The sequence below is a fragment of the Thermosipho atlanticus DSM 15807 genome, assembly GCF_900129985.1.
Lineage (GTDB): Bacteria > Thermotogota > Thermotogae > Thermotogales > Fervidobacteriaceae > Thermosipho_A > Thermosipho_A atlanticus.
Genome location: NZ_FQXN01000002.1, coordinates 29,649 through 55,935 on the forward strand (window position 1 = coordinate 29,649; position 26,287 = coordinate 55,935).

A 26,287-nucleotide genomic window follows, 5' to 3' on the forward strand; every position below is an offset into this window, starting at 1 on the left:
AAATTTTTGTAAATTCAGATAAAAAGCGGAACTTTTCGCACAAGTTTAGCATTTTATCAGATAGCTCGGAAATTACTCTTGTGTTAATACTCAAAAACCACAGAATATTCTGTGGTTTTTGTTTTGTTTGTACTATTGTCCTATGTGCTCAGAATGACAAAGTGACAAGATTCCTCGCAGGCGCTCTGGTAGTGACAGTATTAGCAAGTGTTAGCGAGATTGGAGAGATTGAAGTTTTTTGTCATTCTGAGCGATATGTGCGAAAAATCTTGGATTGTCTTTCGAATGTAAAAGTCAAGATAAAAATGCATAAAAAAGGGAAAATAAAAATGTACAAAAACTGTCCCAGGTGATACTTCTTCTATTCCTAAACTATATACTATATTTGAGAATAGGTTTATCAATGGAAATTTCATATATAGATATGGATTTGAAGTTGATGGTAAAAAATTAAAAGCGAATGGTTTTTTCGCGCAAATCTTGAAAACAAAAAATTAAAAGAAGCTAAAATATTTGAAAGAATAGACCAAAAGATAGAAAGAGGGAATTTTTCTGAAGCAAAAGGTGTGGAAGAGAAAACAAGTGAAAACACACTTTTTCTTTCTTCTCTTGCTCAATGGAATAGTAAGCTTGCAAGACAAATAGTTAGTTTTTTCAAAAAGATTAACGTTATAATGTGGGAATTTCCTTATTTTTCTTCTCCGGCTCAAACTCTAAATTTATTTGAAAAAGGAAAAATTACAAAGGAAGAAATACTTAGTTTTTTAAAAAAGGCAGACTTAGATATAGTAGATTTCGAATATACAAAAAATGAAATAGATATATCGAAGTTGCCTGATTTGGTAAAAAATGCGATTGTAGATGCTAATATTAGAGAACCAGATAAGCTATTTAATGTAAAACTTTATACATATCATAATATATACGATGAAAATGGAAATGTTATTGATGTAGAAAAATTTAATTTTGAAGAAGAAGAATCTGCTGGAACAAAAAAACTTTTCAATATAATTGGTGAAATTATTTATGCATTAAAAGAGGGAAAAATATTGTTTATAGATGAATTAGATACCCAGCTTCATCCCACGTTATTAAAAGCAGTAGTCGAGTTCTTTAACTCCGAAAAAAACAAAAATAATGCTCAGCTGGTTTTTACTACACATAACACTTCCATTTTAACCCCTAAGATTTTTAGAAAGGATCAAATCTGGTTTGTTGATAAAAATAAGAATGGAAGCTCTGAATTGTATTCTTTGCTTGAAATAAAATCTGTCAGGAAAGAAGCTAATTTTGAGAAAGAGTATTTGAAAGGAAGGTATGGAGCAGTACCTTTTGTAAAATATTTTTTAGAAGGGTTTGACAGGTATGGGAAAGAAAAGTAACTTTTTTAGAAGTAAAAATAGACGTAGAAAAAATATTCGGCCTCCAAAACCTATAATATTAATAGTTTGTGAAGGTGAAAAAACGGAGAAGTTTTATTTTTATGGTTTTAGGAAGGATGCAGGAATTTCAAACGTAGAAATAGAAGTCATAGGGAAAGGAAGATCCGCCAAGTCTCTATTAAAATTTACTCAAAATAAAGTAAAAAATGAAAATATAACATATGACCAAGTTTGGATTGTTTTTGACAAAGATGATTTAAGTGATGAAGAATTTGATAGCATTGTTAGCAAGGCAATTTATGAAAATAAGATAAACGTTGCATATTCTATTCCATGCTTTGAATATTGTTTTTTGTTGCATTTTGATTATTATAATACACCATTAACAACTAAAGATTGTATAAAAAAACTAAAAGATAGATTTCCTGTATACAGGAAAAATTTTGGTGATGTTTATTATAGATTTGTTGATAAAAAATATGTAGCTATTGAAAATGCAAAAAGGATGGAAAATAAGCACAAAAAGCAAGGTAATACAAAACCTTTGTTTATAAATTAGTTATTGAACTTGAAAAATTTTTGAAATAAAAACTTTAATAAATAAAGATGATATTTTTCAAAAGAATCATATTTGGGTAATAGAAGAAACTAAAAAAAACTACTTTCGAGAATGAACGAAAAAATTTATAAATTAGAGAGAATATCTGGTATTATTAAAATGTAACTGAAAAGACATTAATATAATTTTGAAGAAAATAGATGAATTGAGATAATTGAAAAAAGATGATAGAAAAACTATTAAACCTTTATCAGAATTTTCGTAAATGGTAGAAAATATAAAGAAAGTGTCAAAATAAAGGTCATACGTAAAATTTTGTGATAAAAATAAAGTGGATGGGATTTTGAATAAATAGGGGAAAGTTGAAAGTATATGAAACTTAAATGGTCTTAAAGTTTTATAAATATTAAAGGTTGTAATCTGATCAAAGTTTGGTATTATTGAAGAATTATGCCAAGTTTTTTAATTTATTTTTGGATTCTGAGGTGATGGAATGATACTTTATGAAATTAAGAAAGGTGAAAATAAAAATCTTGAGTTTAAAGAAAAACTTTCTAGTAAAAATAAAGAGTCATTTTTAAAAACTGTTGTTGCATTTGCAAATGGTTCAGGTGGAAAGATAATTTTTGGAATAAAAGACGGAACAAAGGAAATAGTTGATGTGCCAGATAAAGAAATAGTTTCTTTAAAGGATAGAATAGCTAATATGGTACATGATAAATGCCATCCAACCATTATACTTGATATATGTTGAAAATATAGATGACAAACATTTACTTGTGGATGAGGTGTATCCCGGGTGTAAAAATCAAGATAAAAATGAGTCTATTTCAAAAAATAAAAAATATAAACTTCTCTCACTTTTTCTGTCATTCTGAGAAATATTTTTTGTCATTCTGAGGAACGAAGTGACGAAGAATCTTGGATTGTCTTTCGAATGTGGTAAGATCCTTCGTCGCTACGCTCCTCAGGATGACATCCCCCTCGCAAACGCTCGGAATGACAAAAGAAAAAAGCGTAACAATTGTGGTATAATGAGGTTAGAATATATTTTATCGTCTGGCAAATGCATGGAGGTGCCGGAAATGAAAACTCTAAATGAAATACTTAAGGTGTTGGAAACTCACAAAAAAGAAATGCAAGAGAGATTTTTTGTAAAAGAAATAGGGGTTTTCGGCTCTTATGTTCGAGGCGAGCAAAATGAATACAGCGATGTTGATATTCTTGTGGAGTTTACTAAACCCATAGATTTTTTCCTATTTCTGGATTTTGAAGAATATCTTTCCAATTTGTTGGGAATTAAAGTTGACCTTGTTATGAAAAAAACTTTGAAACCTCGAATAGAACGAAAAATAATGAAGGAGATTGTACATGTTTAGAAAAAATTACGTGGATTTTGTTAATGACATGGTGGAAATGATTAATAAAATTGAAAAATTTGTAGAAGGTTACACTTTCAAGCAATTTATCACTGATGAAAAAACGGTGTTTGCCGTAATAAGGTGTTTTGAAGTAATGGGTGAAGCAGCTAAAAGTATTCCTGAATATATAAGAGAGCAATTTCCAGAAATTCCGTGGAAAAGAATAGCAGGAATGAGAGATAAACTTATTCATAATTATTTTGGCATTGACTATGAAACGCTATGGGAAACGGTCAGGAAAAGAATTCCCGAGATAAAGCCGCTACTTGAAAAAGCAAAACAATCTTTAGATGAGAATTCCATTCGGTAACAGCCTCTTTTTTGTACAATTTCACATACTAATGTTAATAGTGATATAACGTGGCAAGGTTGGAGAGATTGGAGAGTGTTGGTGTTTTTTGTCATTCTGAGGAACGAAGTAACGAAGAATCTAAGATCCTTCACACTACGTGCTCAGGATGACATCCCTTTTGCTTACGCTCGGGATGACATCTTTTTCGACTCCGTTACTGTTTTGCTTGAGATAAGAGAAAAAAACAAGTATTTTATCAGCAAAAATAGTAAAGTTATGTTATAAACATAGTGAAAAATTTCGTTATTTGTTTGACGTATCTTTTTATTGTTAATTCTATTTATGTTATAATGTAAATGCATATAAATATAATGGAAATAATGAGAAGGTGATTTTTATGACGAAGATTGCTGAAAAAAATAAAAAAGCCCTTCAAATAATTGTAGAACTTTTGAGGAATACAGAACCGTTAATAAAGACAAAATTGGTTAAGCTTTTGTTTTTAATTGATATGAAATTTTTAGAAATTTATGGAAAGAAGATGAGCGAATTAACTTACGTGCGATATTTTTATGGCCCATATTCCAGAGATATAGATTATCTCTTGACTTTTTTAAATGCAAAAGGTGTTATTTCTTATGAAGAACATATTAACTCTGACGGAAAAACCTATTACTTAATTGAGCTTAGTAATAATGAAAAATACAACGAAGTCTCAAAATCTTTAGGTGAAAAAGAGAGAAAAATTATTAAGGAAATAGCGGATAGATATTCAAAAAAAGATTTAAGTAAAATTTTAGAGGAAGTCTATAACATTCCAAAAGTTAAAAATAAAAATTTCGGAGAAGAAATTATTTAGTTGTTTTAAAATTAGTTGGGGGAATGCAATGGAAAAAATTGGTCCGTGGATAATGAAAAAAGATGTAAATAAGCTAAATGACGAAGTAAGGAAAATGATGCATGGAATTATAACAAAGATTCAGTGCAAGGAAGATTTGTATAAGGTGTGGCAATTTTTGCATATATACTATATTTTTAGTCGGACTTTAAAGAAGATTCTTTTTGTATAATTTGAAAAAAATTCGCGGATAAATTTATACTTGCCATTAAAAAAATATATAACTCCTTCTTTTATAGACAACAATAAAATCCTTCCGAAATTAGCTAATATTCAGAAAGATATTAAACAAGATAATGATATTTGTAAAAAGGTTATGGCAACGATCCATTACAATATTTTGGTAGAAGACGGATCATTAAAAAATTATTTGTGTGATTTTTTATGTGAGAAAAATTGTAAATTCAAGGAAATTATTAAGGACGGGTTAGGAAATGGTTATTCAAAAATAGGGTTAAAAAGAATTATGTCATTTGAAGTTGATAGCGGTTTATTCAAAACTTTAGAAGCATTTATAGAAGCTATAGAAATTAGTATGGATAATCCTCAGAAATTTCATGGTAATATGGAGTTTGCTTACAACTTAGTGTTGGGAAAATTACTCTTGTTAGAATTTGAGAGTTATAATATCAAATTATATGCAAATGTCACAATAGAGCCTGTTAATAAGGTTAAATTTGATTCTTTAGAACTTGATATTGCTTTAATTGATGAAAGTTCAAAAAAAGTTTTAGCAATAGAAAGTACAAGTCATAGCGATAGAGACAATAGTCAATGGTATGAACATTTTCAAAAGAAATCGGCTCAATCGTTGCTTTTGTACAATGAAGCTTTTGGAGTTGAAGAAAAATGGGATTTTAAACTAATTTATTTTTATCTACATAGGTTTAACTTTGATAAAAAAGGAGCTTTTAATATTTATGAGGTTGATGACAATACTTTTTTTGTTCCCATACAAATGTGGGATTTTTCTGACTTTTCTAAGCTAAGCTATATTTGGAATAGTAATGAAGAGCAAATAACTAAATATATTAATATAAAATTAGATAAAATAAAGAATGGTTTAATTCAAAAGATTTTTTCTTTTTTCAAATGATTAACGGTTTGTTTTGTGCAGTTTTAAAATTATCACTCCTGTGATCCGGTTCTGTTGTAAAAGTCAAGATAAAAATGCATAAAAAAGGGAAAATAAAAATGTACAAAAAAAGGATAAATAAGGTTCATTATTGTTGTTTAGATATTATTGTTTAGAAGAATTAGAGAAAAATTTAAGTTTTTCCTTTAATCTATAGGATTTTCCTTTAATTAAGATTACGTGGGAATGGTGTAATAGTCTATCTAATATTGCTTGAGAGAGAACATTTGTATTTTGTAAAGTGTTTTAGTCTTACTTTCAATCTATTTTCTTTTAGAGCTTTTTTCAATTGAGCTATTAATTCTTGAAGGTGTTAACACCTTTTTTCGTCATTCCAAGCTATCTTTTTTGTTCTTCCAAACCTGGGCGTGTGAGGAATCTTTCCTTTTTGTCATTCCGAGCACGTAAGTACGAAGAATCTTGGATGACATTCCCTCTTTCTGTCATTCTGAGGAACGAAGTGACGAAGAATCTAAGAACCTTCACACTACGTGTTCAGGATGACATCTCCTTTTCTTAGTCATTCCGAGGAGTTACACGACGAGGAATCTTTCCCTGTCATTCTGAGAGCGTGAGCGCGAAGAATCTTAAGAATATATTTCTATTATTAATGAAAAATTCAACACAAGGTCTTTTCTTATGTTCTTTTTACTCTTTTCAATGATAATAGTTTCAATATCCGGAATACTTGATATAGCGCCATCGGGCAGTGTTGCATCAGTTGTGAATTTCAGGGTTTTGGATGGTTATAGAAAGAGGCTTTAAAAGGTTTTTGGAAAAAGTTAAGCTTATAGAGTTTTCAAGGAGTGGCATACATGCTACAGATATGGAAAATCTTATTAAAGAAAATTGAAATCAGAAAAAGGTGGAAGATTCCACCTTTTTCCATTTTGATAAGTTTCATTCCTTCAAAATACCAACAACTGGAAATTTTTTCAAAAACTCTTTTCCATGAGGAGCGTTTTTTAAAGCTTCCGTCAGGTCCTGTCCTGCTTTGTGAAGTGCCTGATGTTTTCCATTTTTCCACAAAAAGCTTTCTGTAACGTCGTAAACAAGACCTTCGTAAGCTATATAAGCAGGATAGCCGTTCTTTCCATTATATTTTGAAAGTTCTTCTTTTGTAAAAACTCTCATTTTAGGAATTTGGAAACAAACGGTGATGTTTCTCCCCTTCTCATGAAGTGTCCCGATGGTCCCTCTCCAAGGAATTCAGAAAACCATGATTCGTGTTCTATCTCTTCGTTTAGTATCGCAAGGGCAAGATCATAGGTTCTGTGGTCTTTCCCGGTGGTCATGTTGCATATCTGGGTGTATCCACGAACGGCGCACCTTTCAGCTTCCACGAGAACTTTTAAGATATTTTCTGCAGTTACGTTTTCTGGAAGCCTTGCCGGCGGACATGCTGACATGTCATGGAAGACTTTCATATCATCTGGAAGCTTTCCACCAAGTTCATAAATTCTTGGAATGAGAGCTTCAAAGTGGTTTCTATCTTCTATCCTTGCAACTTCTGCTATTTCTTTTAGAGTTTCTCCTTCCATTCCAATGAGATTTGCCCTGAGAATCGTGTAGTAATAGTAAGTTGTAAGCTCTGCTGCTGCGTTTTTTACAAGAAGCTCAAGTAATTGGTCCACATCAACTCCTGCCCTTTCCACCATTTCCCTTGTTACTTTTGCCATGATAGCACCTTCTTTCATAAAAAAGTTAACAAATCTATTATAACATTTTTTTAATTAAAAAAATAATTAAAATAGAATCATTTTAACCAATGTTACAAATGTTTTTGTATTAGTTGTGAATAAGTGTATAATTAAAATAAAAAGTTATCAGATATTTATCTAATTTACATAGTGTTTACCGAACGTTTTTTAGAATATAAACTTTCATAGGAGATGGTAAGTATGAGAAAGCGTTTGTTAATACCATATAAAGAGGAAGATCACAAAAACTTTGAAGAAGAATGGTTTCCTCATAAAGGGGTTTCTGGATGGTGGTATATCACAGGGTATCTTGTGGATAAAGAAAGTCCAGAAAGAATCTTTTCGTATCAATACACGTTTCTTAGAGCCAGAGTGTATGGTATCACTCTGAAAGTGCTCCAGCTTGCTCTCACAGATATTTCACGAAAGAAGCACTATTTTAAACAAAAGGCATTGTTTTTTGAAAGAAAAGTATTTAAAGACGAGAGGACCATAGATGTTTTGCCTTATGCCGTTTTAAAGAGATCAAAGGATGGAATGAATCTTTGGGTGAGTACTGATAAATTTTCTTTTGAGCTTAAACTTGGTTATGGGAAAGGCGGAGTGTGGCATGGAGATAATGGAGTTTTGATAATGGGCGTTCCAAAAGATTCAAAGCAAAGAACTGTTTATTACTCTTTTACGAATATGCCAACAGAAGGAAGGATTATTATAAAGTCTGAAGAAGAAAAAAGAAAATTTGATGTCCACGGAAAATCATGGTTTGACAGACAATGGGGACCTTTTAACATTGTTGATCCTGCAACGCACTGGGAGTGGTTTTCTCTTCGCTTTTTTGACGATGAGGAAGTTATGCTCTTTTCCTTTCCACAGCATCCATATCAGGATGGAACATATGTTGACAAATATGGAAAGAGCAAGAGGATTTGCGATTTTACGGTTAAAGAGAAGGAACTTGTAGAGGTAGATGGATATGTTTTTTCATTTGGGTGGGATGTTATGCTTCCAGGCGTAAAGGAAGAATTTTACAAAGTAGTTCCCATGATGGATGGTCAAGTTAACATAGCGTATTTTGAGCTTATGGCAAAGGTAATTGATTTATATGGAAAACACGTTGGTTATGCTTTTGTTGAACTTCTTCCAGGAGTTAGAAGTAAAAAGAAAAAGCCAAGTATAAAAAATCTTTTGAAAAAATCGTAGAGGTGAAATATGACACGAGAACTTGAAGTAAGGAGGCGCCTTGGAATTCCAAATGACGCAGAGAGGGTGCTTATTTTCACCGAATCCAGCCATTGGGATCCAAACTGGCTCTACACATCAGAGGAGTATTTTGAAAGATTTGTCCAGAAAAACCTTGATCTTGCACTTAAGGAACTAGAAAAAAATCCAAGAAGGATTTACTCACTTGAAAACATTTTCTTTTTGAAGATGTATTGGGATAAAAATCCGGAAAAGAGAGAAGTTGTAAAAAGGTTTGTTAACGAGGGAAGGCTTCGCCTTATGAGCAGCGCACCAACTTCGGCAGATACCATTCTTCCAAAAGTAGAGTCTATTTTAAGAGATTTTTTGATTGGGCAGCTTTGGCTTGAAGAGAACAAAATGACTCAAAAACCTAAAGTTGCATATTTCCCCGATAGCTTTGGAGCATCACCTTTTCTTCCATCCCTTTTAAACGCTGCAGGGTTTGAAAAGACGGCTATAACTCGTGTGGATGGAATGTACTTTCCAGGTTGTGATCTTGAAAGCAGGAAAAATTTTCCAAGAGAAGGTTCAACGGCAGAAATTTTGCTAAAGAAGGAAAGAACTCTTGATTTTATCTGGAAAGACAAAAATGGAGGAAAAGTTCTTGCTCACTGGAATGCTTTTACCTATGGTATGGGTGACATGCTCTCATACATAGGAATAAGCAGGGTGTATCTTGCAAGATTTGCAATTCCTTTAAAGGCAAGATGTTACATTGCCCGCAAAGTTCACCATTATGTTAGGATCTTAGAACCTTTCAGCAAAACGCCATACATGCTATGCCCAATAGGATTCGATTTTGTAGAGCCAATTTCCGATCTTGTAGAGCTACTTGAGCGCTACAACAGAGAGTATTATTCAAAGACGGGAATATGGACCGTAGTTGCAGGCCTTGATGATTATCTTACCCTTGTTGGGTTTCATGAGGATAAATTACCTGTCTTTGAAGTGGATCCAAATCCTTACTGGACCGGTTTTTACGTATCAAGACCAGAGGTTAAAAAACTTACCCATTCTCTTGTGGAAAAAGCGCTTCTTTTTGAAAAGATGCTCATTTATTCAAAAAACTATAATGGATCCGATTGGGAGAAGCTGAAGAAGGTTTGGTGGATAGCTTCTCTTTCCAATCACCACGACTTTATAACCGGAACATCTACTGACGAAGTTGTTGAAAGGGAGCAGCTTCCATGGTTAAAAGACGCAGATGAGAAATTAGAAGAAATTCTTGCAAAAGTTAATGAGCATGCCTCTAAAAAAGAAGAAAACTTTAAATCTTGCCCAGAATTTTCAGAGAATGGTCAGAAAATTTTCATAGAAACTATGCACTATGAAATTGAGATTAATAGAAAGAATTCTCTTATAACACGTCTTTGTTTTAAAGGTAAAGAAAATCTTTTAAATTTACCTTCAAACGATAATGCTCTTTACCGCGACTCTGGGGGACTTTGGAGAATGGGATATGAGTTTAAAGGGGGCGTTTGGAAAGAAGTTGAAATGCCGGTGAAAGTTTACGAAACAAAAGTTATAGAACATAATAATGTTTTGGAAATTGTCAGTGTTGTTAGCATTTTAGGAAGTGTTTTCAAAAAAAGGATATGGATAGAGAACGAAGATCCAATAATATATTTCAGAGTGGAAGGAAAGTTGAAAAAAGGCTATACACTTACCGCTCGTTTTAACTTTAAAGCATCTTTTCATGGTATATACATGCATGCTCCGGGAGGCGTCATACACCGCCCATGTAAAAAAATATATGCACCCACCTTCTGGCCGCTCAACGAGTTTGCGTTTTTTAAAGCAAAAAGTTATCATCTTGTCATATTTAAATCTTTTCCGGGGGCTATTTCGTGTGAGGAAAATGGAAGGATAGAAATTTCTCTTATGAGAAGCGCTCAAAGGGAGAAAGCTTTTGGAATAATAGGTCTTCCAGCCAATCCTGTGAGTTTGAAAAAACATAAACATGAAGTGGTAGATTATGGTGTGATGCTGGTTGATAAAAAGGATGATGTTGAAGAGAAAGTAATACAATCTCTGAAAGAATTATCGTTTCCTTGGGAAGATGGTTATAAAGAGCTAAAAAGAGAGCTTGATTCTTTGATAAAAGTTTACCCGAATGAGGTCTTAACAGTTTCTGTAAAGAGAGCTTTCAAAGGAAATGGAATAATTGCAAGATTTTATGCTCCTTTTGGCGTGAATGAGGTTTTAAAGATAATACCAAATTTTGAATTCAAAGAAGCATACCTTTGCAACGCAAGAGAACGCGATATAGAAAAATTAAAAGTTTCAGATGGTGTGGTTTATCTTAAAATGAATAGAGCAGTTGCAACAGTGAGGTTTGTTGATGGCTTTTAAAACAACCATAACAAGTAGAAAATAACATGGTAAGCTTTCTTAAGATTTTGAGAGAAGAGTAAATGTTAGTATTTTTATTGAGAAGCGGTGTTTAGTAAAAATTGCTCAAGTATGTAGGTAGAATTTTGGAAAATTTTTAGGTGATTTCTGACGCCTTTAATTTAAATTTTCATGCTTGAATCAAAAGCAGAGACTATTAATTATATAAATTTGGCAAGAAATTTTCTGTTATGAATTTTTCCACTAAGCAAAATTCCCAAAGAAGGAATGAATTTGTTAGGATTTAAAAATAAGTTTTTTTCACTCATTATGGCAATTAAAAGGTTATACCATGAGAAATATCCTTTTTTCATTCTAAGAAATTCCTTTTTTGTTATTCAGAGGAACGAGTGGGTGAAGAATCTTAAAGAATTTTTGGAGAAATTCTTCACTTCGTTCTCAGGGTGACCTACCCTTCGATTCCGTTACTGTTTTGCTCAAGATGACAATGAAAGAAGAAGCACTCTTTTTTGTCATTTCGAGTAGCAAGCGGGTGAAGAATCTTATTGTGACTTATGTGACAACTGTCTACAAGTTGTGACTGTTGTGACAGATTATTTGAATACTACTTGGATATTATATAGAATATTTTACCTGAAACTTTTAGTTTTCCATTTCTTTCGATAATTAATCCATTTTCTTTTAAACGATTTATATAGGTGTATGCTGTTTGTTTTTTTATGCCTTTTTCTTCTAATTTTTTTACCAGTATGTTTCTGTTGCTGCTGCATTGTGCTATTATATTTAATACTATTTCCTGAAGTTCTGTTAGTTGTAATGAACCTTCAAAATGTTTTTTTGTGATTTTTTAATAGTTTCTACAGCAATATTACCTGTATTGTTAAGAGAGTTTATTTTCTCATCTCTATTAACAAGTGGATTTTTTGAAGATAAAGAGGTATTATAAAGTGCTTGAAAGATTTCTTTTGTTTCGTTTTTGTTTCTTGCTATCATTAAGATAATATCTGCTGTTTGGATTAGTTATAACACAAGCTGTGACTTATGTGATAACTTTTTACAAATAGTGACAGTATTGGTGAAAGTATAGAGAAGTTGGGGACTGTTGGGATTTTTCATTATTCTGAGGAGCGTGTTAGTAAAAAATCTAAATATAGGAGTTTGTTATTATAAAAATGATTATTAACAATTTGTTATATTTGAGTTGTTAAAATTTGACTTTGTCAATATGAAAATGTTAATATAGTAATGGGGGAGTTATAAAATACAGGGGGGATAGGGATAAATGAAACAGTTATATCAAGTAATTTGTAAAAATCAATCCTTCCTTTCCTTTTAGGCCTATCTGGTAATGACGAATAATTTAGAATAACCAGTAATCTCAATTGTTCTTTCCTGTTAGTAAAGAATATACTGGAGATTATTCAGAATATGATGTAGAAGGTTTGTTGTGTTTGGTCAAAAGTTTTTAAGAAAAGGGTTGGAAAAATATTTGTTGTATTTGAAACATACTTATGAACTAAAGAAAGAAACGGTTGATAGAAAGATAATATACGCAAATTTTGGAAGCTATGGTAGGAAAGAGAACCTACGTTTTGTATGTTTGATGATAAAAAAAATAATAGATGGTTTTGTAGGCAGAATAATAGCAAAGTAATGTAAATTGGTAAAAAAGTTAAATTTTCAGAGGTAGGAGAAAAATATTAAATGTTCTTTAAAAATTTGAAGTTGGTTTTTAGAAAGAGGGGGCCTTGCAACTTTGCTTCAAAAATCAAGCAAATTAGTACTTCTGCCAGTAGAGGTTTACAATAAACTGAATACAATTTTTCATTCTGATAGGTACATAGTTCTAATGATTATTGCCTGGACTTCTCTTTTTCACATAAAGTACTTTTATAAGAAAAATGGAAATATGTAAAAATTGATGGTGTGAGATAAATTCCTTTTAAAGAAGTAATATGAAGTATGAAGTTGTTTTTAAGTTAATTCTGTAAATACCAATTAAAGGAGTGATATATATTTTACGAAAAATAGGAATGATTTTATCATTAGTGTTTTTAATTGTATTTGTGTTTTTCTGGAATATAATAATGTTTCCCAAATATGCTGAGGAAGTGAAATTTATTTATAACAAAATAGTCAGCTTTTTCTCAAGTTTTAAAAAGGAGGAAAAGGTTGATTTACAAGCTTCTTCATCTTTGAAATTTGGAGAGTTTGTATTATCTGAAACTACTTTAAGTGAGGTTTATGAAACAAAAGGAGAACCGAAGTATTTTGATAAAAAGGGAAAGTATGTACGATTGGTTTATATCAAAAACATTTTTGAAAAGGAAGGAGTTGTAATGTATGACTTCTATGATGATGTGTTAATAGCTGGGATTTATGGAGTTAATTTTAGAAATTATGAGATTTCTGAGATAAATCAATTTTTTAACCAACTGAAGCATGAAATTGAACAAGAGTATGGTACAGGAAGAATATCATTTGAAGGAACTAAAAAAACATTTGAAAGAAATTTAAATTTGGATGATGAGGAAATGTGGAAATATATTACTGGAGGAATTGTAGAAATAAGAATCGATTGGAATATAAACAATAAATATTGGATTTCGTTGTGGGCAAGTGGAGATATGCAATATCTATATACCTCGATAATTTTGGCGTATTATATTAAAACTGCTTCTATACATTTTCTGGAAGAATATGTTAAAGGGAATTAATAGGGAAGGGAGTTATATGTCAGATAATGAATATGATACCAAAATTACTTCAACATTGATATCGAGACCTGTTGATAAACATGAAACGATTTAAAGAAGGTTTGCGAACAAAGAAGCTATAATTTCACAGTTTTATTTATCTTTTTATGAAGCTATAAAAATATACATAGAAACCCTTGATAAAGACACCTCATTAAGATATCTTCAAAAGACCGATTATATAGCATATAGAACAGTAAATGTAAAGAATAAGAATATAGAACTCTTTAATAAATTTGTTGAACTGTTTGAATCTCAACCGAAGATGTTTAAAAATATTGAGTTTTATGATGGAAGAGGTATTTCAAAAGTTTATGTATATGATCCTTTAAACGATGGATATAGTAAGAAAATTTTAATAACATTAAAGCTTCATTTTATAACAAGATGGAGAAATAAAGAATATTTTTATTATGTGCTACCTTCTTCAAGCAACTGGAAAAATGAACATATAAAAGCTTTTTATGCCATCGGTAATGAAATTTTAAGAAATTATGAAAAAACAAAGGACAGTGAATTTAGAGTAATTCATGTTCCACAAAATAAAATTTTTAAGGGAATAAGAATTGGTTCTGGATGGAGTAGAGAAATAAGAAATACCATAAAGGCCTTTGCTATTCATGTTTTTGATAGATTAAAAGCTGAAGACATAAATGATGTTATGGCACAAATAGAAGAATTTGATGGAACAGATGAATTTTTGGATTTTTAACTAATCCAGTGAAAAAGTAATAGTGCAAAGATAACAAGTTTCAAACTTTATAACAACTGATATTAAAACATTGAAGGAGTGATATAATGTGAACAACTTTAGTAACTTAGAATCATTATATAAATATTTAGAAGAAAATGCTATGAATTATGAAAATCCCCAACAAATTGGAAACTTATTTCTAAAACTAAGAGATTTAAAGTTAAAAGAAAATAAAACTAAAGAAGCTAAAAAAGTCCAATGGGAAGTAGACTTTTTTAGTTTTATACTTGAAGAGGGAAAAGCCGAACCAATGTTTATTGGAACTAATAAAAGAGGAGAGATTATTGAGTATCCTACTTTTAATAGATTTATAGAAGAAACGTATGAATATCTTATTAACAGATTAAGTAGCACCTCTAATCCCATGCTTAAAGCCCGATATTCGCATATCCTTTGGTGTTCTCCAAAAAAACATACAAAATATGCAAAAATAGCCGTAGATTCTTATTTAGAGCTTGTCAAAATTTACGAAGAAAAAGATATAAAAGAACCTCAGAAACATTATGGTTTATATGTTCTCAACGCAATTAAAAATGCTTACTTTATTGGTGCTCAAGTGAATTATAAAATTGAAGAGCTCAAAGAAGAGACTAAAAGGTTAATAAGCACATTCAATTTTGAAAGCAGTTCTTCATTTGTATTAAGGTTTAATCTCATTAAACTGATGTTGGATGACAAAAAGAGATTTAAACAATATGATTTTGTTGGTCTTGAAAAAATATGTTGTAAAATAACAGAAAGCCTAAAAAAGTCGGGAAATATGTATGGAGCAATTAGAATGCTTGAGTTAGGAAAAAGAGTTTCTCAAAAACTTGGAAAAAAGACGAACAGTTGGGAGAAAAAAATAGCAGAATCTTATGAAATTCTTATGAATAAAGCAGAATTAGTTGAAAATAAAATAGCTGCTCTAACTTTTTGCTTGGAAGCTTTAGAATATTATAAACAACTCAAAGATGAAAGTAAAATTAATCAGTTAGAAAAGAAATATCTTGAATTAAAAAACACAATTAAATTTGCTGAATTGGCAACGACTATAAATTTAACGGAACATATAAAAAGTTGTAAGCAAATAGCTGAAAAAGTCACTCAAAAGGAACCTGAAGAAATTATAAAATTCTTAATGTGTAATAAAGAGATTCTTCCAAAGTATGAAGACATAGCCAAGGTTGTTAAAAACTACAGTGAAGAATTTGTTTTACAAAATTTAATTTCAAAAGAGATAATTGATCAAAATGGGCATCCTGCTCAACTGTTTTCTAACGATGAAGAAAGAGAATATTTTTATATTCTTCAATTATACGATTTACAACTAAAAATAGAAAAAATTTATTTAATAAATGAAATTCTTTTTTCTGCTATTAAAAAAAGCAAACTATCTACTAAAATTTTATTAGAGTTTTTTAGCAAATATTCCTGGTTTGGTAAAACTATCACCAACAAAGTAGCAAATCAAACAATAGAATACAATTGGTTGAGTTTGATAGCTCCTGCTCTTAATGAGTATTTTCTTCAGATGCAATATTTTTTTGTTAATCCTGATTGTTTACCAAATTTAGTCCTCAGTATTGATTCACTTACTCTTAAATTTGAAGGGTTAATTAGAGATATTTGTCAATTTTTCGGTGAACCAACATATTACAAAGTCAAAGGTAAGAATATTGTAAGGGAAAAAGATATACATGCACTTCTGCATGAAGATGTTATTAAAGAACTTTTTGATAAAGATGATCTATTATTTTTTAAATTTTTACTTGTAGAAAAAGCGGGTTACAATTTGAGACATAAAGTCGCTCATTCGCTCATGTTATTTCCAGAATATAGCATTTTTTATATGCATCTATTAATTATAGCACTGCTAAGGATTGGTAAATATGATTTTGTCAAAAAAGAAGATACTAATTTATGTGATAATGAATGAAAATTACGATGCTTTATGTTTTTTAGAGATTATTTTTAATAATTTTCAAAAGATGAATGTTTGTAGTTAATAAAGAATAAATATTTAAGGAAAAACTATGGTTGTTAAAATTATTATGTGAAACAGGAAATGATTAACAAACGCGTTAATTAAAAAGGAAGAGAATTATAAAGACAGGTTCACAAGGGGTATAGGGGGCGATTTAGAATGGGAAAAAAGGATGAATTTTTATTCATTTCAGATAATCCAACGACAGAGGATCATTTTAAAATTCATGAGGAAATAGCTGAAAAAATAGCAAATTTTGTTCAAAATATTGAGAGTGGCACAACAATTGCTCTGAAAGGAAATGGGGTAGTGGAAAATCTAGTATTATTGAAATGGTTAAAAAAAGAGGCTATGAAGGAGATTATAATTATAAAGTATTTGTATTTGATGTATGGGCAGAACTTGGACATAAATTCAGACAGGCTTTTCTCTTAAAATTCTTAGATTGGGGTTGGAATGAGTTTAAGGAAAAAGGTGTTTTTCAAAATAGTGAAGATTGTAAAGTGAGTTATGAAGGAAAAAGACTTGAAATTTTGGGAAAGAAACGAGAACTTGAAAGGACAGTTAAACCAAATAAAGAGAGTGCAGTGATTCATTTGTTTATTATAATTTTAATGCTAACCATTGTACCAAGTCTTATAAGTGTATTTCTAGGTTATTTATCATTAGGGTTTCTAAGAAGTTTAAGCTTACTTTCAATATATTCATTTCCATTAACAATTATTCTTACTTATTATCTTAGAGGGCTGAAAGAAGTACAAAGTCATAACCAGCGTATTTTGAAAATATGGTTTACTCTATATTTTATTTGGTTGGGTAGTTCTATAGTGTATTTAAATTTTAGTGGAATATTTAGAAATGAAAATATATTAGGAATAATGTTAAAAATAATATTAGTGGGAGCGTTTATTATTTATTTTACTACCCCATTTTTGGTGTTTGTAAAAACCTTAAAAGAGGATGAAGGAATCACTTCAATTGTGTCTATGTATAGTGGACTTTTAATTGGTAAATTTAAAGAACTCGAAGAAACGAGAACTTTGGATAATAATTCTTTGGATTTCAAAAGAGAATTTTTGAGCATATTAGAGTGTATAAGAAAAGTATATGATGGAAAAATTATTATTGTGATTGATAATGTTGACAGAATTCCAGAAAATAAAGTAGATGAAGTTTTTGCAACTTTGAAACCTTTTATGGTTTCAGATGAAGTTGAGGAAAAACCTCAAGAGGAAAAAAATGTATTTTACATAATACCGTTTGATCCAGATGGAATTAGAATAGGAAAGGACAAAGGAGGGTATGATTACTTTAACAAACTATTTAAAAAGGAATTTTATGTTCCTGAACCAATTTATGGCAGTTGGCAAAGTTATTTTGAAAAAATCCAAAAAAAATTGGGGCTTGATATCCCGTCTTATATTTTTGAAATATCTATTCACATTGCGATTGATTTCAAAAACTATGTCAATTATGCTAATAATAGTGAAAAAACAGATTTGAATATAAATAATGACGAAGAGAATAATGAAAAAGAAATAAAAGAATTTCATTTTAAAATTGATACAAAATTTGTACCACCAACTCCTAGGGAAATTAAAAAATTTTTAAACAACCTTATCACAATTATACCACCAACTATTAATCTAAAATCTTTAAATACCCCTCAAAAAAATTCAGAGCTTTTCTCTTATACTTTGTTTTCTGCTCTAAAAACATATGGAATTTTAAACAGTTCAGATGAAGTAGAAAAATTTTTTATTGAAAAATTCAAAGATGACAAATCTATTTTTGAATTATATCTTTTGGAAAAAGGATATACTACATATAGTTTTATTGATTTTGAAGAACTTGTTTACAGGATTTATGCTTTGTATCACAATACAAATTATGAAAATGCTTTTCGTGTTTTAAATCTTCCAAAACTCGAAAAAATATTTTCTGAACCTTTCTATGATGAACAATTTAAAGAGATTGTTTCGGACGTTCCTGATTCTTTTAAAGAAAATTTTAAATCGGCAATTGAAAGCCTTATTAACAGGATTATAGATAAAATATATAGTAATGAACCACAAATTATACTTAGTCATGGAAAATACTTAAAAGATTTAAAGGAAATATTTCCAGATCTATATGAAAAAGTAAAAGAAAGCTTTTTTGAGATATTGATAAACAAATTAGAAGAACCAGAAAGTTTTGTTTTTTTAGTTGATGATAAGATTTTTAGTAAATTTGACAAGCAACTTATTAATAAGAAATATGTTTTGGAATCTATTATGTTTATTCAGAAGGAATCTAACATTAACTTAATAAACACTATTTTAAAGTTTTCAGAATTTAAGGGTGAAATTGTAACAGGATTAATAAAGGGATTAGAAAATGAATCATTTACTCCAGAAATTCTAAACAGTTTAGAGGAAAATGTATTTAATCCTGAAAACGATGCAAAACATGTTAATAAAATTCTGGAATTTATAGGAGAATTCTTTAAAGAGAGGAAGCTTAAACACAAAGAACAATTAGAACAATTGATAAAAACTATGAATCTAACTAAAACTATGATAGAAGAGTCTCTAAAATTGTATGAAACAAATATTGGTAGTGCAGAAAAGGAGGACAAGTATGCCCAACTACTTAACTTTTTAAAGGGGATTGGTTTAATAGTAAATTACCTTATAGAGCTGGAAGAAGAACAATATATAATAAGTCTTATTCTAAGTAAATTTTCTAGTATATTTCAACAAAATTTAAGAACATATAATACTGTTAATTCTTCTGTTTTGTATGAATATATTAAATTTATTCTGACCTATTATGTTTACTTTTATTCAAAAGAAAATGAGCGGACTAACAATATTATAAGGAATTTGGTTCAAGATTCTATTAATCTATTTAATTCAATTCCTCAAAATCAGGAGAAAATCAAAATTGCCTCCCTTCTTGCTCTGTTTCTTTTAGTTTTCGATAAAACTTCTGAATTACAAGCAATAAACAATGTTTTCAATTTAGCTGTTCCAAACTTTATCGTTGATAATATGAAAGAATACTCTCCTGAAATAGACAATATTTGCAAAACTGAAAATATTTCTGATGTTTACAAAAAGATATCCTCAAAGTTGGGAATTTCTTCTATAAAAAATTTGTACGAAACTATTTATGAATATTTATTAGAAACTGAGGAAACTAATCTATGCTGGATCCTTAAATTTTATTCTTTTTTAATAGAATGTGGGATTTCAAAAGAAAACATAGAAAAAGTTATCAAAAAACTGTATACACCATCACTTATTTCTTCGTGCGACATAAGACTTGAAGATGCAAACATAAAGTTATGGTGTTATTTATTTGAATTAAGCAATAGAGATAAAACAATTTTTGAAAAATTTGAGAATGAATTAAATTCTAAACCAGAGTTTTATGAAACCACATTATTTACTAATTCATTTTTTTATGAATGCTGCGTAAAAAACAGAATAGAACTAAATAAAGGCCTTCATAAATATATATTTAATGGGCTCATAAACAATCTCGAAAAATTTAAGAATATAAGAATAATAACTGATTTTCTTTTGATTCAAAATGATTTATTTCTTAAACCGTTTTTGGAAACTTTCAAATATTATATTACAAGGAAAGCTCGCGAAACAGAAGATAATAGAGGAGTTGCAGAAGAGATCAACTCAATATTTGAAAAATTCAATGAGTTTTCTCACAAGCTCAAACAACAAAGACCAAAAATATTTAAAGAAGTATTTAAAAAACCAAGTGAGCAAGATTTCGTTGAGGCACTTGAAGGCTTAGCTCCAGAACTTCCAAAAGCAATAAAAGAATTTGTTAAACTTCTTTAAAATGATAAATGAGACGGGAAACAATTTTACATAATATTTATTACCTTTTCTGCCATTCCGAGGAGTAGAAAAGAGAAAAATCTTATCTGTGACTTATGTGACAACTGTCTACAAATTGTGACACTTGTGACAAAAAACCAATGACTATCCCTGTAAGAGTTAGCAAGTATTGGATATATTGGAACCTTTTTGTCATTCTGAGCACGTAAGTGCGAAGAATCTTGAAATGACTGTCGATGAGGAAAAAATTAAGATCCTTCGCTTACGTTCAGGATGACATCCCCTCTTTCTGTTATTCTGAGGAGCGTTAGCAACGAAGAATCTTAAGAATATATTTCTATTATTTTTGAAACAGACCCCATTTTTCTTGACTTTTACATTCGCTTATGTTATTTCAAGAATACAAGATTGTTTACATGCATTTATTAATTATAACATTGTTAAGGATAGGTAAAAAGGTTATTTGTAATAATAAATCAGGTGGTAGTGTCATAAAAAAATTGAAAGTTAAAATAAGGTATTATATATGAGTTACAATGAAAATGCAAATTATTTCTATTTATTATGGTTTAATTGTGTATAATCTTCAGTATTTCCAGGTTGTGAATATAACATATATGTTATATAATAGGGGAGAGTTGGACGGACATGGGATTTATAAGATATTTTCCAGATGATAATTCATCATCTTCGAATAGGTTGAAAAAGCTAATAGAAGAAGAGTTTAAAAATAAAAATAAAAAACTTTTTAAAAGATTGGAAGTTGAATTAGCTAAAATGGATTTAATAGGAGCAGATTACATCTTTAGTGTTTTAGAAGAAGAGCGTGGTTTTAATAACAAAAAGAAAAAGATAGTTGTATTGGAATCAAATTTTTATGAATTACGTGTACCCAAACAAAGTAAGGAGGGCGTTTTTAGAGTTTATTTTACCATATTTCCGGATAATAAAAAAATAATGATTCTTGATGCGGAGTATAAAACAGAAAAAGAACCTAAAAGATTAGAACCTGCTAGAAACAAGTTAAAAAGATTAAAAAAGGAGGCTGGATGGAATGAGTAAATTGAAACAATTAATTGATAATGACGAATTAGAAAGATTTGAATTGAAAGCTTCTAATGAAGAAGAAGAATTTGAAAATTTTCTTATTAAACTAATTTCTCAAGTAGTGAAATTGAGGGTAGAAAAAGGGCTTTCTCAAAAAGATTTAGCAAAAAAGATCGGAACAAAACAAAGTGCTATTTCAAGGTTTGAAAGTTTTAGTTCTAATCCTACTCTTAAATTTCTTTTTAAAGTTTTAAAGGCTTTAGATGCTGAATTTGAAATAAAATCCAAAGAACAAGTTCAAAACATCTTTGATATTGTTGTTGATAAAAATAGCGATTTAGATAAATATCAAATAGATTCTATTAATAAAATTTGGGAGAGAGTATCATGATGAAAGCTCAAAAAAGCGACATAGAATTTTTAGATTATAAAATTACAAAATTTGAATATGTAAACTTATTACAATCTAAAGAAGAAAATATAAAATATGAAGTAAGAGTTAATCCTCAAATTGGAAAAATTGTTAAAGATGATGAACATGGTAAATATTTTGTTCGGTTAGACTTGGCTTTACAAATAAATGGAAAAAAAGGAAGAACAATCCTTACAAAAATTAGATGTTCTATTACGGGGCTTTTTGCGGGTTCTACAAAATTAAATGAAAAGGATTTTTTGAGTCTTTGTGCCACAAGTGGCTTTGCAAATTTGATAATGATAACAAGAAGTGTAATAATTTCTTTTACTTCTCAAAGTGGTAACATACCTGTCATCATGCCTTTGATAAATCTTTTAAAAACCTATGAGCAAAATTCTCAAAAAAAGGAATGAATTTGTTAAGATTTAAAAATAAGGGTTTTTATTCATGATGACAAAAGATAATACTATGAGGAATATCCCTACGTTCATCCCAAAGAATTCTCCTTTTTGTTATTCTGAGCGTATATGCGCGAAGAATCTTAACTGATCATCGAGAGAAAAATAAGATTCTTCACCTCGTCCAGAATGACAATGTGGAAACATGACATTTATAAGATATGATATAATCTAATTTGGTGAACAGTAGGAGCTTACGGTGGTGATTAGATGTTAAAATATGAGTATTTACAAATAAAGAATTTTAGAGGTTTCAAAGATTTAAAATTGAACAATTTTTCAAGAGTTAATTTATTTGTTGGAAAAAATGCAGTTGGAAAAACAGCAATATTGGAAGCCATTTTTATTCATTCTGGAGGATATAATCCTGAATTAGCCTTCAGAGTTAATCATTTTAGAGGTGTAGAAGTGTTTAAAGTTGATCCTTTAAAATCATCTGAAACACCTTGGAATTCCTTGTTCAATGAATATAAAATTGATGTTCCAATAGAAATTATTAGCAATAATAAAAAAGGTCACCGCAAGACAATCTTAAAATGTCTTAATATAGAAAAGAGGATAAAACTTGTTGAAAATATTCGAAAAACAACTTTTGGAGGAGCTAATTTATCAGCTGAAGCTATACAGGTATTAGAACTTATAAGTGAAACATCTGAAGGTGAAAAGCGTAATTTTTACATGATAATAGATCAAGGTAGAATAAGTTCGTTTCCCGTTCCTCTACCACCTTCATTTCCATGTGTTTTTCTTGGAGCTATGAAAAGAAGTTCTTTCCAGGAAATGGCAGAGAGATTTAGTGAATTGACAATGAATGGAGAATTTATGAATGAAATTATTAATTTGCTTAAAATTTTTGAACCAAGGTTGAAGGATATAAAGTTATTGGTTGTTGGAAATGTTCCTATTTTGCATGCAGACATTGGTATGAAAAGATTGATTCCTATTTATTATCTTAGCTATGGGTTGGTCAAAGCAATAGATATAGGATTGTCCATGTTTAGTGTTAGAGATGGTGTTTTGCTTATAGATGAAATAGAAAATGGTATCCACTATTCAATTTTGGAAGATTATTGGTTATCTATTTCAAAGTTAGCGAATATATTCAACGTTCAAGTTTTTGCAACAACTCACAGTTATGAATGCTTAGCGGCAGCTCACAGAGCATTTTCAAAAAGTAAAGAATATGATTTTAAACTTTACAGATTGGAAAAAATAAAAGAAGATATAAAGGTAATAGACTACTCAAAAGATGAACTTGAGACATCATTAGAGATGGGATTTGAAATCAGATGAAAAAAGTATTTCCCACTGAAATTAATGAATCGACAATAATATTTGTTGAAGGAAAAGACGACGAACAATTTTTAAGAGGACTTTTGCAAAAAATAGAGATAGAAGATTATAAAATTATACAGTTAAATGGTAAAAATAATCTAAATAAAGTATTGCCAGCAGCAGTAAAAGTAAGTGGATTTGATAAAGTAAAAAATATATTGATTATCCTTGATGCAGATGATTCACCTGATAACACTTTTAAAAGTGTTTTATCAGCTTTAAAAAAAGCTAATTTACCGTTGCCTAAAAGGCCAGGTGAGCCTACAAATAATGGACAGATTAAGGTGGGAATATTTTTATTCCCAGATTGTAAGAATCCTGGTACTATTGAAGATTTAATTATAAGATCTTTTGATAAAAATGTTTTGAACTGTATTAAAGAGTACATAAATTGTGCAGAAAAATTAGGTTTTAATCCCAAAAATGAAGCGAAATCATTTGTTTATTGTTACATAGCAGTGCAACACGAGCCTTCCGGAAATTTTGATGTATCGATTAAGAGGAAACATATAGATCTTGAAGCATCGGTATTTGATAACATAAAAGAATTTTTAAAACGTATGGTTTGTAGATAAAAAAATGTAATGATAAAGTTGTGCTGAGTTAGGTGTATCTCTATAACTACACCACAATTTTATTATTTTTAGTGATAATACTTCATATTTCCAACTCTTCTTTTAATAATTTTATATAGCAGTCCCAATTTTATGTCATTATAGAATGTGGAAAAAGGATTTTAAATAAAGTTTCCCTTTTCTATTGTTTTAAGTAGTTCCCTCTCTTTTTGTCATTCTGAGGAGCAGAAAGGTAAAGAATCTTATCTGTGACTTATGTGACAACTGTCTACAAATTGTGACAGTTGTGACAAAAAAACAAATGACAATTCCTATAAGAATTAGCGAGGTTAGAGAGTGTTGGAGAGGTTGGAGAGAGTTGGAAAGGTTGGCAGTTTGGCGAGGTTAGTGTTTTTTTGTCATTCTGAGGAACGAAGTGACGAAGAATCTTGAATGATTTTTCGAATGTATAAGATCCTTCACATGCGTTCAGGATGACATCCCATTCGACGCTTTGTTCCTCAGGATGACGTACCTTTCGCACTACGTGCTCAGGATGACATATCCTTTGCCTGCCTGCTCCTTTCGGATGACATTCACTTCGCCCGCCTGTTCCTCAGAATGGCATACCTTTCGCAAATGCTCAGAATGACAAAGTAGGAGTTTTAATTTTTATTTGTATTTTTGAGTTATTTTATGGTATAATATTACTAACTTACGAGTTACTTACTTATGAGTTAGTAACTTATAAGTATATAAATGAGGTGGTAATATGTTCGTGGGTAGGGAAAAAGAATTGAAAACTTTGAATGAGTTATACAAAGAGGATAAATTTCAATTTGTTGTTGTATATGGTCGAAGACGAGTTGGAAAAACTACTTTACTTTTAGAGTTTTGCAAAGAAAAACCTTGTATTTTTTATGTAGCAGATGAATCTGTAGACAGTATATCTTTAGAGAAGTTTTCAAAAGAAGTTTTTTCATATTTCCATTTAAGTGGTTTGAGTAGTTTTAAGACATGGGAAGAGGCATTTAATTTTTTAGGTGAAAGGTCAAAGGAAAAAAGGTTGGTTATAGTAATAGATGAGTTTCAATATCTTGTAAATTCCAACAAAAGTATACCATCGATTTTACAAAAATTGATAGATCATCATTTAAAAAATACTAAATTATTTTTGATTATCTGTGGTTCGTATGTTAGTTTTATGGAAAAAGAGGTTTTAGGATATGAAAGTCCATTGTATGGTAGGAGAACCGCACAATTTGAAATTACTCCATTTGATTTTTTTGATAGTAAAAAGTTCTTTCCAAAGTATGATTTGGAAAGTCAAGTTAGTGTGTATGGGATTTTAGGTGGAACACCTCAATATCTAATAACTTTTGATGAAAATTTGTATGTTTTTGAAAATGTAAAACAAAAAATTTTAAATAAATCATCTTATCTATACGAAGAACCAAGATTTTTGTTACGTGAAGAGTTAAGAGAGCCAATGTTGTACAATTCTATTTTAGAAGCAATTGCGACTGGAAGAACAAAATTAAATGAAATTGCTACAAAAATAAAAGTTAATAATGCCAAGGTTTCGAAATATATAGATACGCTAATTAATTTGAAAATAGTTGAAAAAATCAAACCAGAACCAATAGGCAAAACTGGAAGAAGCAGCATTTTTAAAATTAAAGACAATTTTTTCAGATTTTGGTACAGATTTGTCTTTGAAAATAGGGAATTAATTGAACAAGAATTGTTGGATACTGTGTTAGAGAAAAAGATTAAACCGTTTATAAATGATTATTTGGGGTTTGTATTTGAGGATATAGCCTTTGAATATCTAAAAAAGATGAATAAAAATGGAAAATTACCATTTGTTTTTGAAAGAATAGGAAAATGGTGGGGAAATAATCCTATAAAAAAACAAGAAGAGGAAATAGATATAGTTGCCTATGATAAAGAAAATATCCTTTTTGGAGAATGCAAATGGAAAAATGGTTTGGTTGATATGTCTATTGTAAAAAAAATGATAGACAAAAGCGTTTTGTTTGATTTTAAAAACAAATTTTACGTATTTTTTTCAAAAAATGGTTTTACCGATGAAGTTGTTAATTTTTCAAAGGTTAGTGGAAATATCCTATTGTTTAGTTTAAATGATTTGATTAATCTTTCTTGAAAATAG

At 29.9% G+C, this 26,287-nt stretch carries 26 protein-coding genes and 1 pseudogene; 22 read left to right on the forward strand and 5 right to left on the reverse strand.

Annotated elements, in window-relative coordinates; genetic code table 11:
- Positions 1–566 precede the first annotated feature (566 nt).
- The 7 genes from BUB65_RS02450 to BUB65_RS02485 all read left to right on the forward strand — a co-directional run bounded on the left by BUB65_RS02450 (position 567) and on the right by BUB65_RS02485 (position 5,648).
- Positions 567–1,382 carry an AAA family ATPase gene (locus BUB65_RS02450; RefSeq protein ID WP_073071848.1) on the forward strand — a complete coding sequence of 272 codons (816 nt, stop codon included), beginning with the start codon at positions 567–569 and terminating at the stop codon, positions 1,380–1,382.
- The gene (locus BUB65_RS02455; protein ID WP_073071850.1) at positions 1,366–1,941 is read left to right on the forward strand and encodes an RloB family protein; all 576 of its coding nucleotides are present in this window, start codon (positions 1,366–1,368) and stop codon (positions 1,939–1,941) included. The genes BUB65_RS02450 and BUB65_RS02455 overlap by 17 nt, the downstream gene beginning before the upstream one ends.
- 493 nt (positions 1,942–2,434) lie before the next feature.
- A complete protein-coding gene (locus BUB65_RS02460; RefSeq protein WP_073071852.1) occupies positions 2,435–2,695 on the forward strand; it encodes an AlbA family DNA-binding domain-containing protein in 261 nt (86 codons plus the stop codon).
- A 331-nt stretch (positions 2,696–3,026) separates the two neighbouring features.
- Positions 3,027–3,320, forward strand: coding sequence for a nucleotidyltransferase family protein (locus tag BUB65_RS02465; protein ID WP_073071854.1), 294 nt, complete (start codon positions 3,027–3,029; stop codon positions 3,318–3,320).
- Positions 3,313–3,672, forward strand: a complete 360-nt coding sequence (locus BUB65_RS02470; RefSeq protein WP_073071856.1) for a HepT-like ribonuclease domain-containing protein — start codon at positions 3,313–3,315, stop codon at positions 3,670–3,672. The genes BUB65_RS02465 and BUB65_RS02470 overlap by 8 nt, the downstream gene beginning before the upstream one ends.
- A 379-nt stretch (positions 3,673–4,051) precedes the next feature.
- Entirely contained in the window at positions 4,052–4,513 is a 462-nt protein-coding gene (locus BUB65_RS02475) for a Panacea domain-containing protein (protein WP_073071858.1), read from the forward strand.
- Between the two features lie 241 nt (positions 4,514–4,754).
- Complete coding sequence (locus BUB65_RS02485; RefSeq protein WP_073071863.1) at positions 4,755–5,648, forward strand: hypothetical protein; 894 nt, start codon at positions 4,755–4,757, stop codon at positions 5,646–5,648.
- 171 nt (positions 5,649–5,819) lie between these two features.
- Here the strand turns inward: BUB65_RS02485 and BUB65_RS08390 are convergent.
- The 3 genes and pseudogenes from BUB65_RS08390 to dps all read right to left on the reverse strand — a co-directional run.
- Positions 5,820–5,915, reverse strand: a pseudogene (locus BUB65_RS08390) (ATP-binding protein); the annotation flags it as partial.
- A gap of 672 nt (positions 5,916–6,587) precedes the next feature.
- The gene (locus BUB65_RS02490; RefSeq protein ID WP_073071865.1) at positions 6,588–6,821 is read right to left on the reverse strand and encodes a cytochrome b5 domain-containing protein; all 234 of its coding nucleotides are present in this window, start codon (positions 6,819–6,821) and stop codon (positions 6,588–6,590) included.
- Entirely contained in the window at positions 6,818–7,366 is a 549-nt protein-coding gene (gene dps, locus BUB65_RS02495; protein ID WP_073071867.1) for a DNA protection during starvation protein, read from the reverse strand. The genes BUB65_RS02490 and dps overlap by 4 nt, the downstream gene beginning before the upstream one ends.
- A gap of 222 nt (positions 7,367–7,588) precedes the next feature.
- On the opposite strand from dps, the gene BUB65_RS02500 reads away from it, so the two are divergent.
- Together BUB65_RS02500 and BUB65_RS02505 are read left to right on the forward strand one after the other, a co-directional pair.
- Positions 7,589–8,587, forward strand: coding sequence for a lipocalin-like domain-containing protein (locus BUB65_RS02500; protein WP_073071869.1), 999 nt, complete (start codon positions 7,589–7,591; stop codon positions 8,585–8,587).
- A 9-nt stretch (positions 8,588–8,596) separates the two neighbouring features.
- Positions 8,597–10,981: a glycoside hydrolase family 38 N-terminal domain-containing protein gene (locus BUB65_RS02505; protein WP_073071871.1), complete on the forward strand. Its 2,385-nt coding sequence runs from the start codon at positions 8,597–8,599 to the stop codon at positions 10,979–10,981.
- Positions 10,982–11,585: 604 nt separating this feature from the next.
- Here BUB65_RS02505 and BUB65_RS08545 read toward each other — a convergent pair.
- Both BUB65_RS08545 and BUB65_RS02510 read right to left on the reverse strand, forming a co-directional pair.
- A complete protein-coding gene (locus tag BUB65_RS08545; protein WP_407701161.1) occupies positions 11,586–11,825 on the reverse strand; it encodes a hypothetical protein in 240 nt (79 codons plus the stop codon).
- Positions 11,789–11,974: a hypothetical protein gene (locus BUB65_RS02510; RefSeq protein WP_073071872.1), complete on the reverse strand. Its 186-nt coding sequence runs from the start codon at positions 11,972–11,974 to the stop codon at positions 11,789–11,791. The genes BUB65_RS08545 and BUB65_RS02510 overlap by 37 nt, the downstream gene beginning before the upstream one ends.
- Before the next feature lie 454 nt (positions 11,975–12,428).
- Here BUB65_RS02510 and BUB65_RS02515 point away from each other — a divergent pair, with 454 nt between their 5' ends.
- The 13 genes from BUB65_RS02515 to BUB65_RS02570 all read left to right on the forward strand — a co-directional run bounded on the left by BUB65_RS02515 (position 12,429) and on the right by BUB65_RS02570 (position 26,281).
- Entirely contained in the window at positions 12,429–12,635 is a 207-nt protein-coding gene (locus BUB65_RS02515; RefSeq protein ID WP_073071874.1) for a hypothetical protein, read from the forward strand.
- A 102-nt stretch (positions 12,636–12,737) separates the two neighbouring features.
- Positions 12,738–12,896: a DUF3644 domain-containing protein gene (locus BUB65_RS08550; protein WP_407701160.1), complete on the forward strand. Its 159-nt coding sequence runs from the start codon at positions 12,738–12,740 to the stop codon at positions 12,894–12,896.
- Positions 12,897–12,987: 91 nt separating this feature from the next.
- Positions 12,988–13,698, forward strand: a complete 711-nt coding sequence (locus BUB65_RS02520) for a hypothetical protein (protein WP_143606648.1) — start codon at positions 12,988–12,990, stop codon at positions 13,696–13,698.
- Positions 13,699–14,002: 304 nt separating this feature from the next.
- The gene (locus tag BUB65_RS02525) at positions 14,003–14,449 is read left to right on the forward strand and encodes a hypothetical protein (RefSeq protein WP_073071878.1); all 447 of its coding nucleotides are present in this window, start codon (positions 14,003–14,005) and stop codon (positions 14,447–14,449) included.
- Positions 14,450–14,537: 88 nt separating this feature from the next.
- Positions 14,538–16,409 carry a DUF4209 domain-containing protein gene (locus tag BUB65_RS02530; RefSeq protein WP_073071880.1) on the forward strand — a complete coding sequence of 624 codons (1,872 nt, stop codon included), beginning with the start codon at positions 14,538–14,540 and terminating at the stop codon, positions 16,407–16,409.
- A 207-nt stretch (positions 16,410–16,616) separates the two neighbouring features.
- Complete coding sequence (locus BUB65_RS02535) at positions 16,617–16,892, forward strand: hypothetical protein (RefSeq protein WP_073071882.1); 276 nt, start codon at positions 16,617–16,619, stop codon at positions 16,890–16,892.
- The gene (locus tag BUB65_RS02540) at positions 16,790–20,305 is read left to right on the forward strand and encodes a P-loop NTPase family protein (protein ID WP_073071884.1); all 3,516 of its coding nucleotides are present in this window, start codon (positions 16,790–16,792) and stop codon (positions 20,303–20,305) included. The genes BUB65_RS02535 and BUB65_RS02540 overlap by 103 nt, the downstream gene beginning before the upstream one ends.
- A 648-nt stretch (positions 20,306–20,953) precedes the next feature.
- Complete coding sequence (locus tag BUB65_RS02545) at positions 20,954–21,367, forward strand: hypothetical protein (protein WP_073071886.1); 414 nt, start codon at positions 20,954–20,956, stop codon at positions 21,365–21,367.
- Positions 21,360–21,743 (forward strand): helix-turn-helix domain-containing protein, encoded by a 384-nt coding sequence (locus BUB65_RS02550; RefSeq protein ID WP_073071888.1) that lies wholly within the window; start codon positions 21,360–21,362, stop codon positions 21,741–21,743. Before BUB65_RS02545 ends, BUB65_RS02550 begins: the two co-directional genes overlap by 8 nt.
- Positions 21,740–22,180: a protein-export chaperone SecB gene (locus BUB65_RS02555; protein ID WP_073071890.1), complete on the forward strand. Its 441-nt coding sequence runs from the start codon at positions 21,740–21,742 to the stop codon at positions 22,178–22,180. The genes BUB65_RS02550 and BUB65_RS02555 overlap by 4 nt, the downstream gene beginning before the upstream one ends.
- 255 nt (positions 22,181–22,435) lie before the next feature.
- Positions 22,436–23,518, forward strand: coding sequence for an AAA family ATPase (locus tag BUB65_RS02560; protein WP_073071892.1), 1,083 nt, complete (start codon positions 22,436–22,438; stop codon positions 23,516–23,518).
- A complete protein-coding gene (locus BUB65_RS02565; protein ID WP_073071894.1) occupies positions 23,515–24,135 on the forward strand; it encodes a DUF3226 domain-containing protein in 621 nt (206 codons plus the stop codon). The genes BUB65_RS02560 and BUB65_RS02565 overlap by 4 nt, the downstream gene beginning before the upstream one ends.
- A gap of 751 nt (positions 24,136–24,886) precedes the next feature.
- Entirely contained in the window at positions 24,887–26,281 is a 1,395-nt protein-coding gene (locus BUB65_RS02570; protein WP_073071896.1) for an ATP-binding protein, read from the forward strand.
- The last annotated feature ends 6 nt before the right edge of the window (positions 26,282–26,287 follow it).

Coding starts and splice junctions, on each gene's coding strand:
- BUB65_RS02475 (WP_073071858.1), top strand. CDS start 4,052: ATGACGAAGATTGCTGAAAAAAATAAAAAAGCCCTTCAAATAATTGTA.
- BUB65_RS02560 (WP_073071892.1), top strand. CDS start 22,436: ATGTTAAAATATGAGTATTTACAAATAAAGAATTTTAGAGGTTTCAAA.
- BUB65_RS02555 (WP_073071890.1), top strand. CDS start 21,740: ATGATGAAAGCTCAAAAAAGCGACATAGAATTTTTAGATTATAAAATT.
- dps (WP_073071867.1), bottom strand. CDS start 7,366: ATGGCAAAAGTAACAAGGGAAATGGTGGAAAGGGCAGGAGTTGATGTG.
- BUB65_RS02500 (WP_073071869.1), top strand. CDS start 7,589: ATGAGAAAGCGTTTGTTAATACCATATAAAGAGGAAGATCACAAAAAC.
- BUB65_RS02470 (WP_073071856.1), top strand. CDS start 3,313: ATGTTTAGAAAAAATTACGTGGATTTTGTTAATGACATGGTGGAAATG.
- BUB65_RS02490 (WP_073071865.1), bottom strand. CDS start 6,821: ATGAGAGTTTTTACAAAAGAAGAACTTTCAAAATATAATGGAAAGAAC.
- BUB65_RS02510 (WP_073071872.1), bottom strand. CDS start 11,974: ATGATAGCAAGAAACAAAAACGAAACAAAAGAAATCTTTCAAGCACTT.
- BUB65_RS02525 (WP_073071878.1), top strand. CDS start 14,003: ATGTTTAAAAATATTGAGTTTTATGATGGAAGAGGTATTTCAAAAGTT.
- BUB65_RS02465 (WP_073071854.1), top strand. CDS start 3,027: ATGAAAACTCTAAATGAAATACTTAAGGTGTTGGAAACTCACAAAAAA.
- BUB65_RS02570 (WP_073071896.1), top strand. CDS start 24,887: ATGTTCGTGGGTAGGGAAAAAGAATTGAAAACTTTGAATGAGTTATAC.
- BUB65_RS02550 (WP_073071888.1), top strand. CDS start 21,360: ATGAGTAAATTGAAACAATTAATTGATAATGACGAATTAGAAAGATTT.
- BUB65_RS02455 (WP_073071850.1), top strand. CDS start 1,366: ATGGGAAAGAAAAGTAACTTTTTTAGAAGTAAAAATAGACGTAGAAAA.
- BUB65_RS02540 (WP_073071884.1), top strand. CDS start 16,790: ATGGTTAAAAAAAGAGGCTATGAAGGAGATTATAATTATAAAGTATTT.
- BUB65_RS02545 (WP_073071886.1), top strand. CDS start 20,954: ATGGGATTTATAAGATATTTTCCAGATGATAATTCATCATCTTCGAAT.
- BUB65_RS02535 (WP_073071882.1), top strand. CDS start 16,617: ATGGGAAAAAAGGATGAATTTTTATTCATTTCAGATAATCCAACGACA.
- BUB65_RS02505 (WP_073071871.1), top strand. CDS start 8,597: ATGACACGAGAACTTGAAGTAAGGAGGCGCCTTGGAATTCCAAATGAC.
- BUB65_RS02460 (WP_073071852.1), top strand. CDS start 2,435: ATGATACTTTATGAAATTAAGAAAGGTGAAAATAAAAATCTTGAGTTT.
- BUB65_RS02565 (WP_073071894.1), top strand. CDS start 23,515: ATGAAAAAAGTATTTCCCACTGAAATTAATGAATCGACAATAATATTT.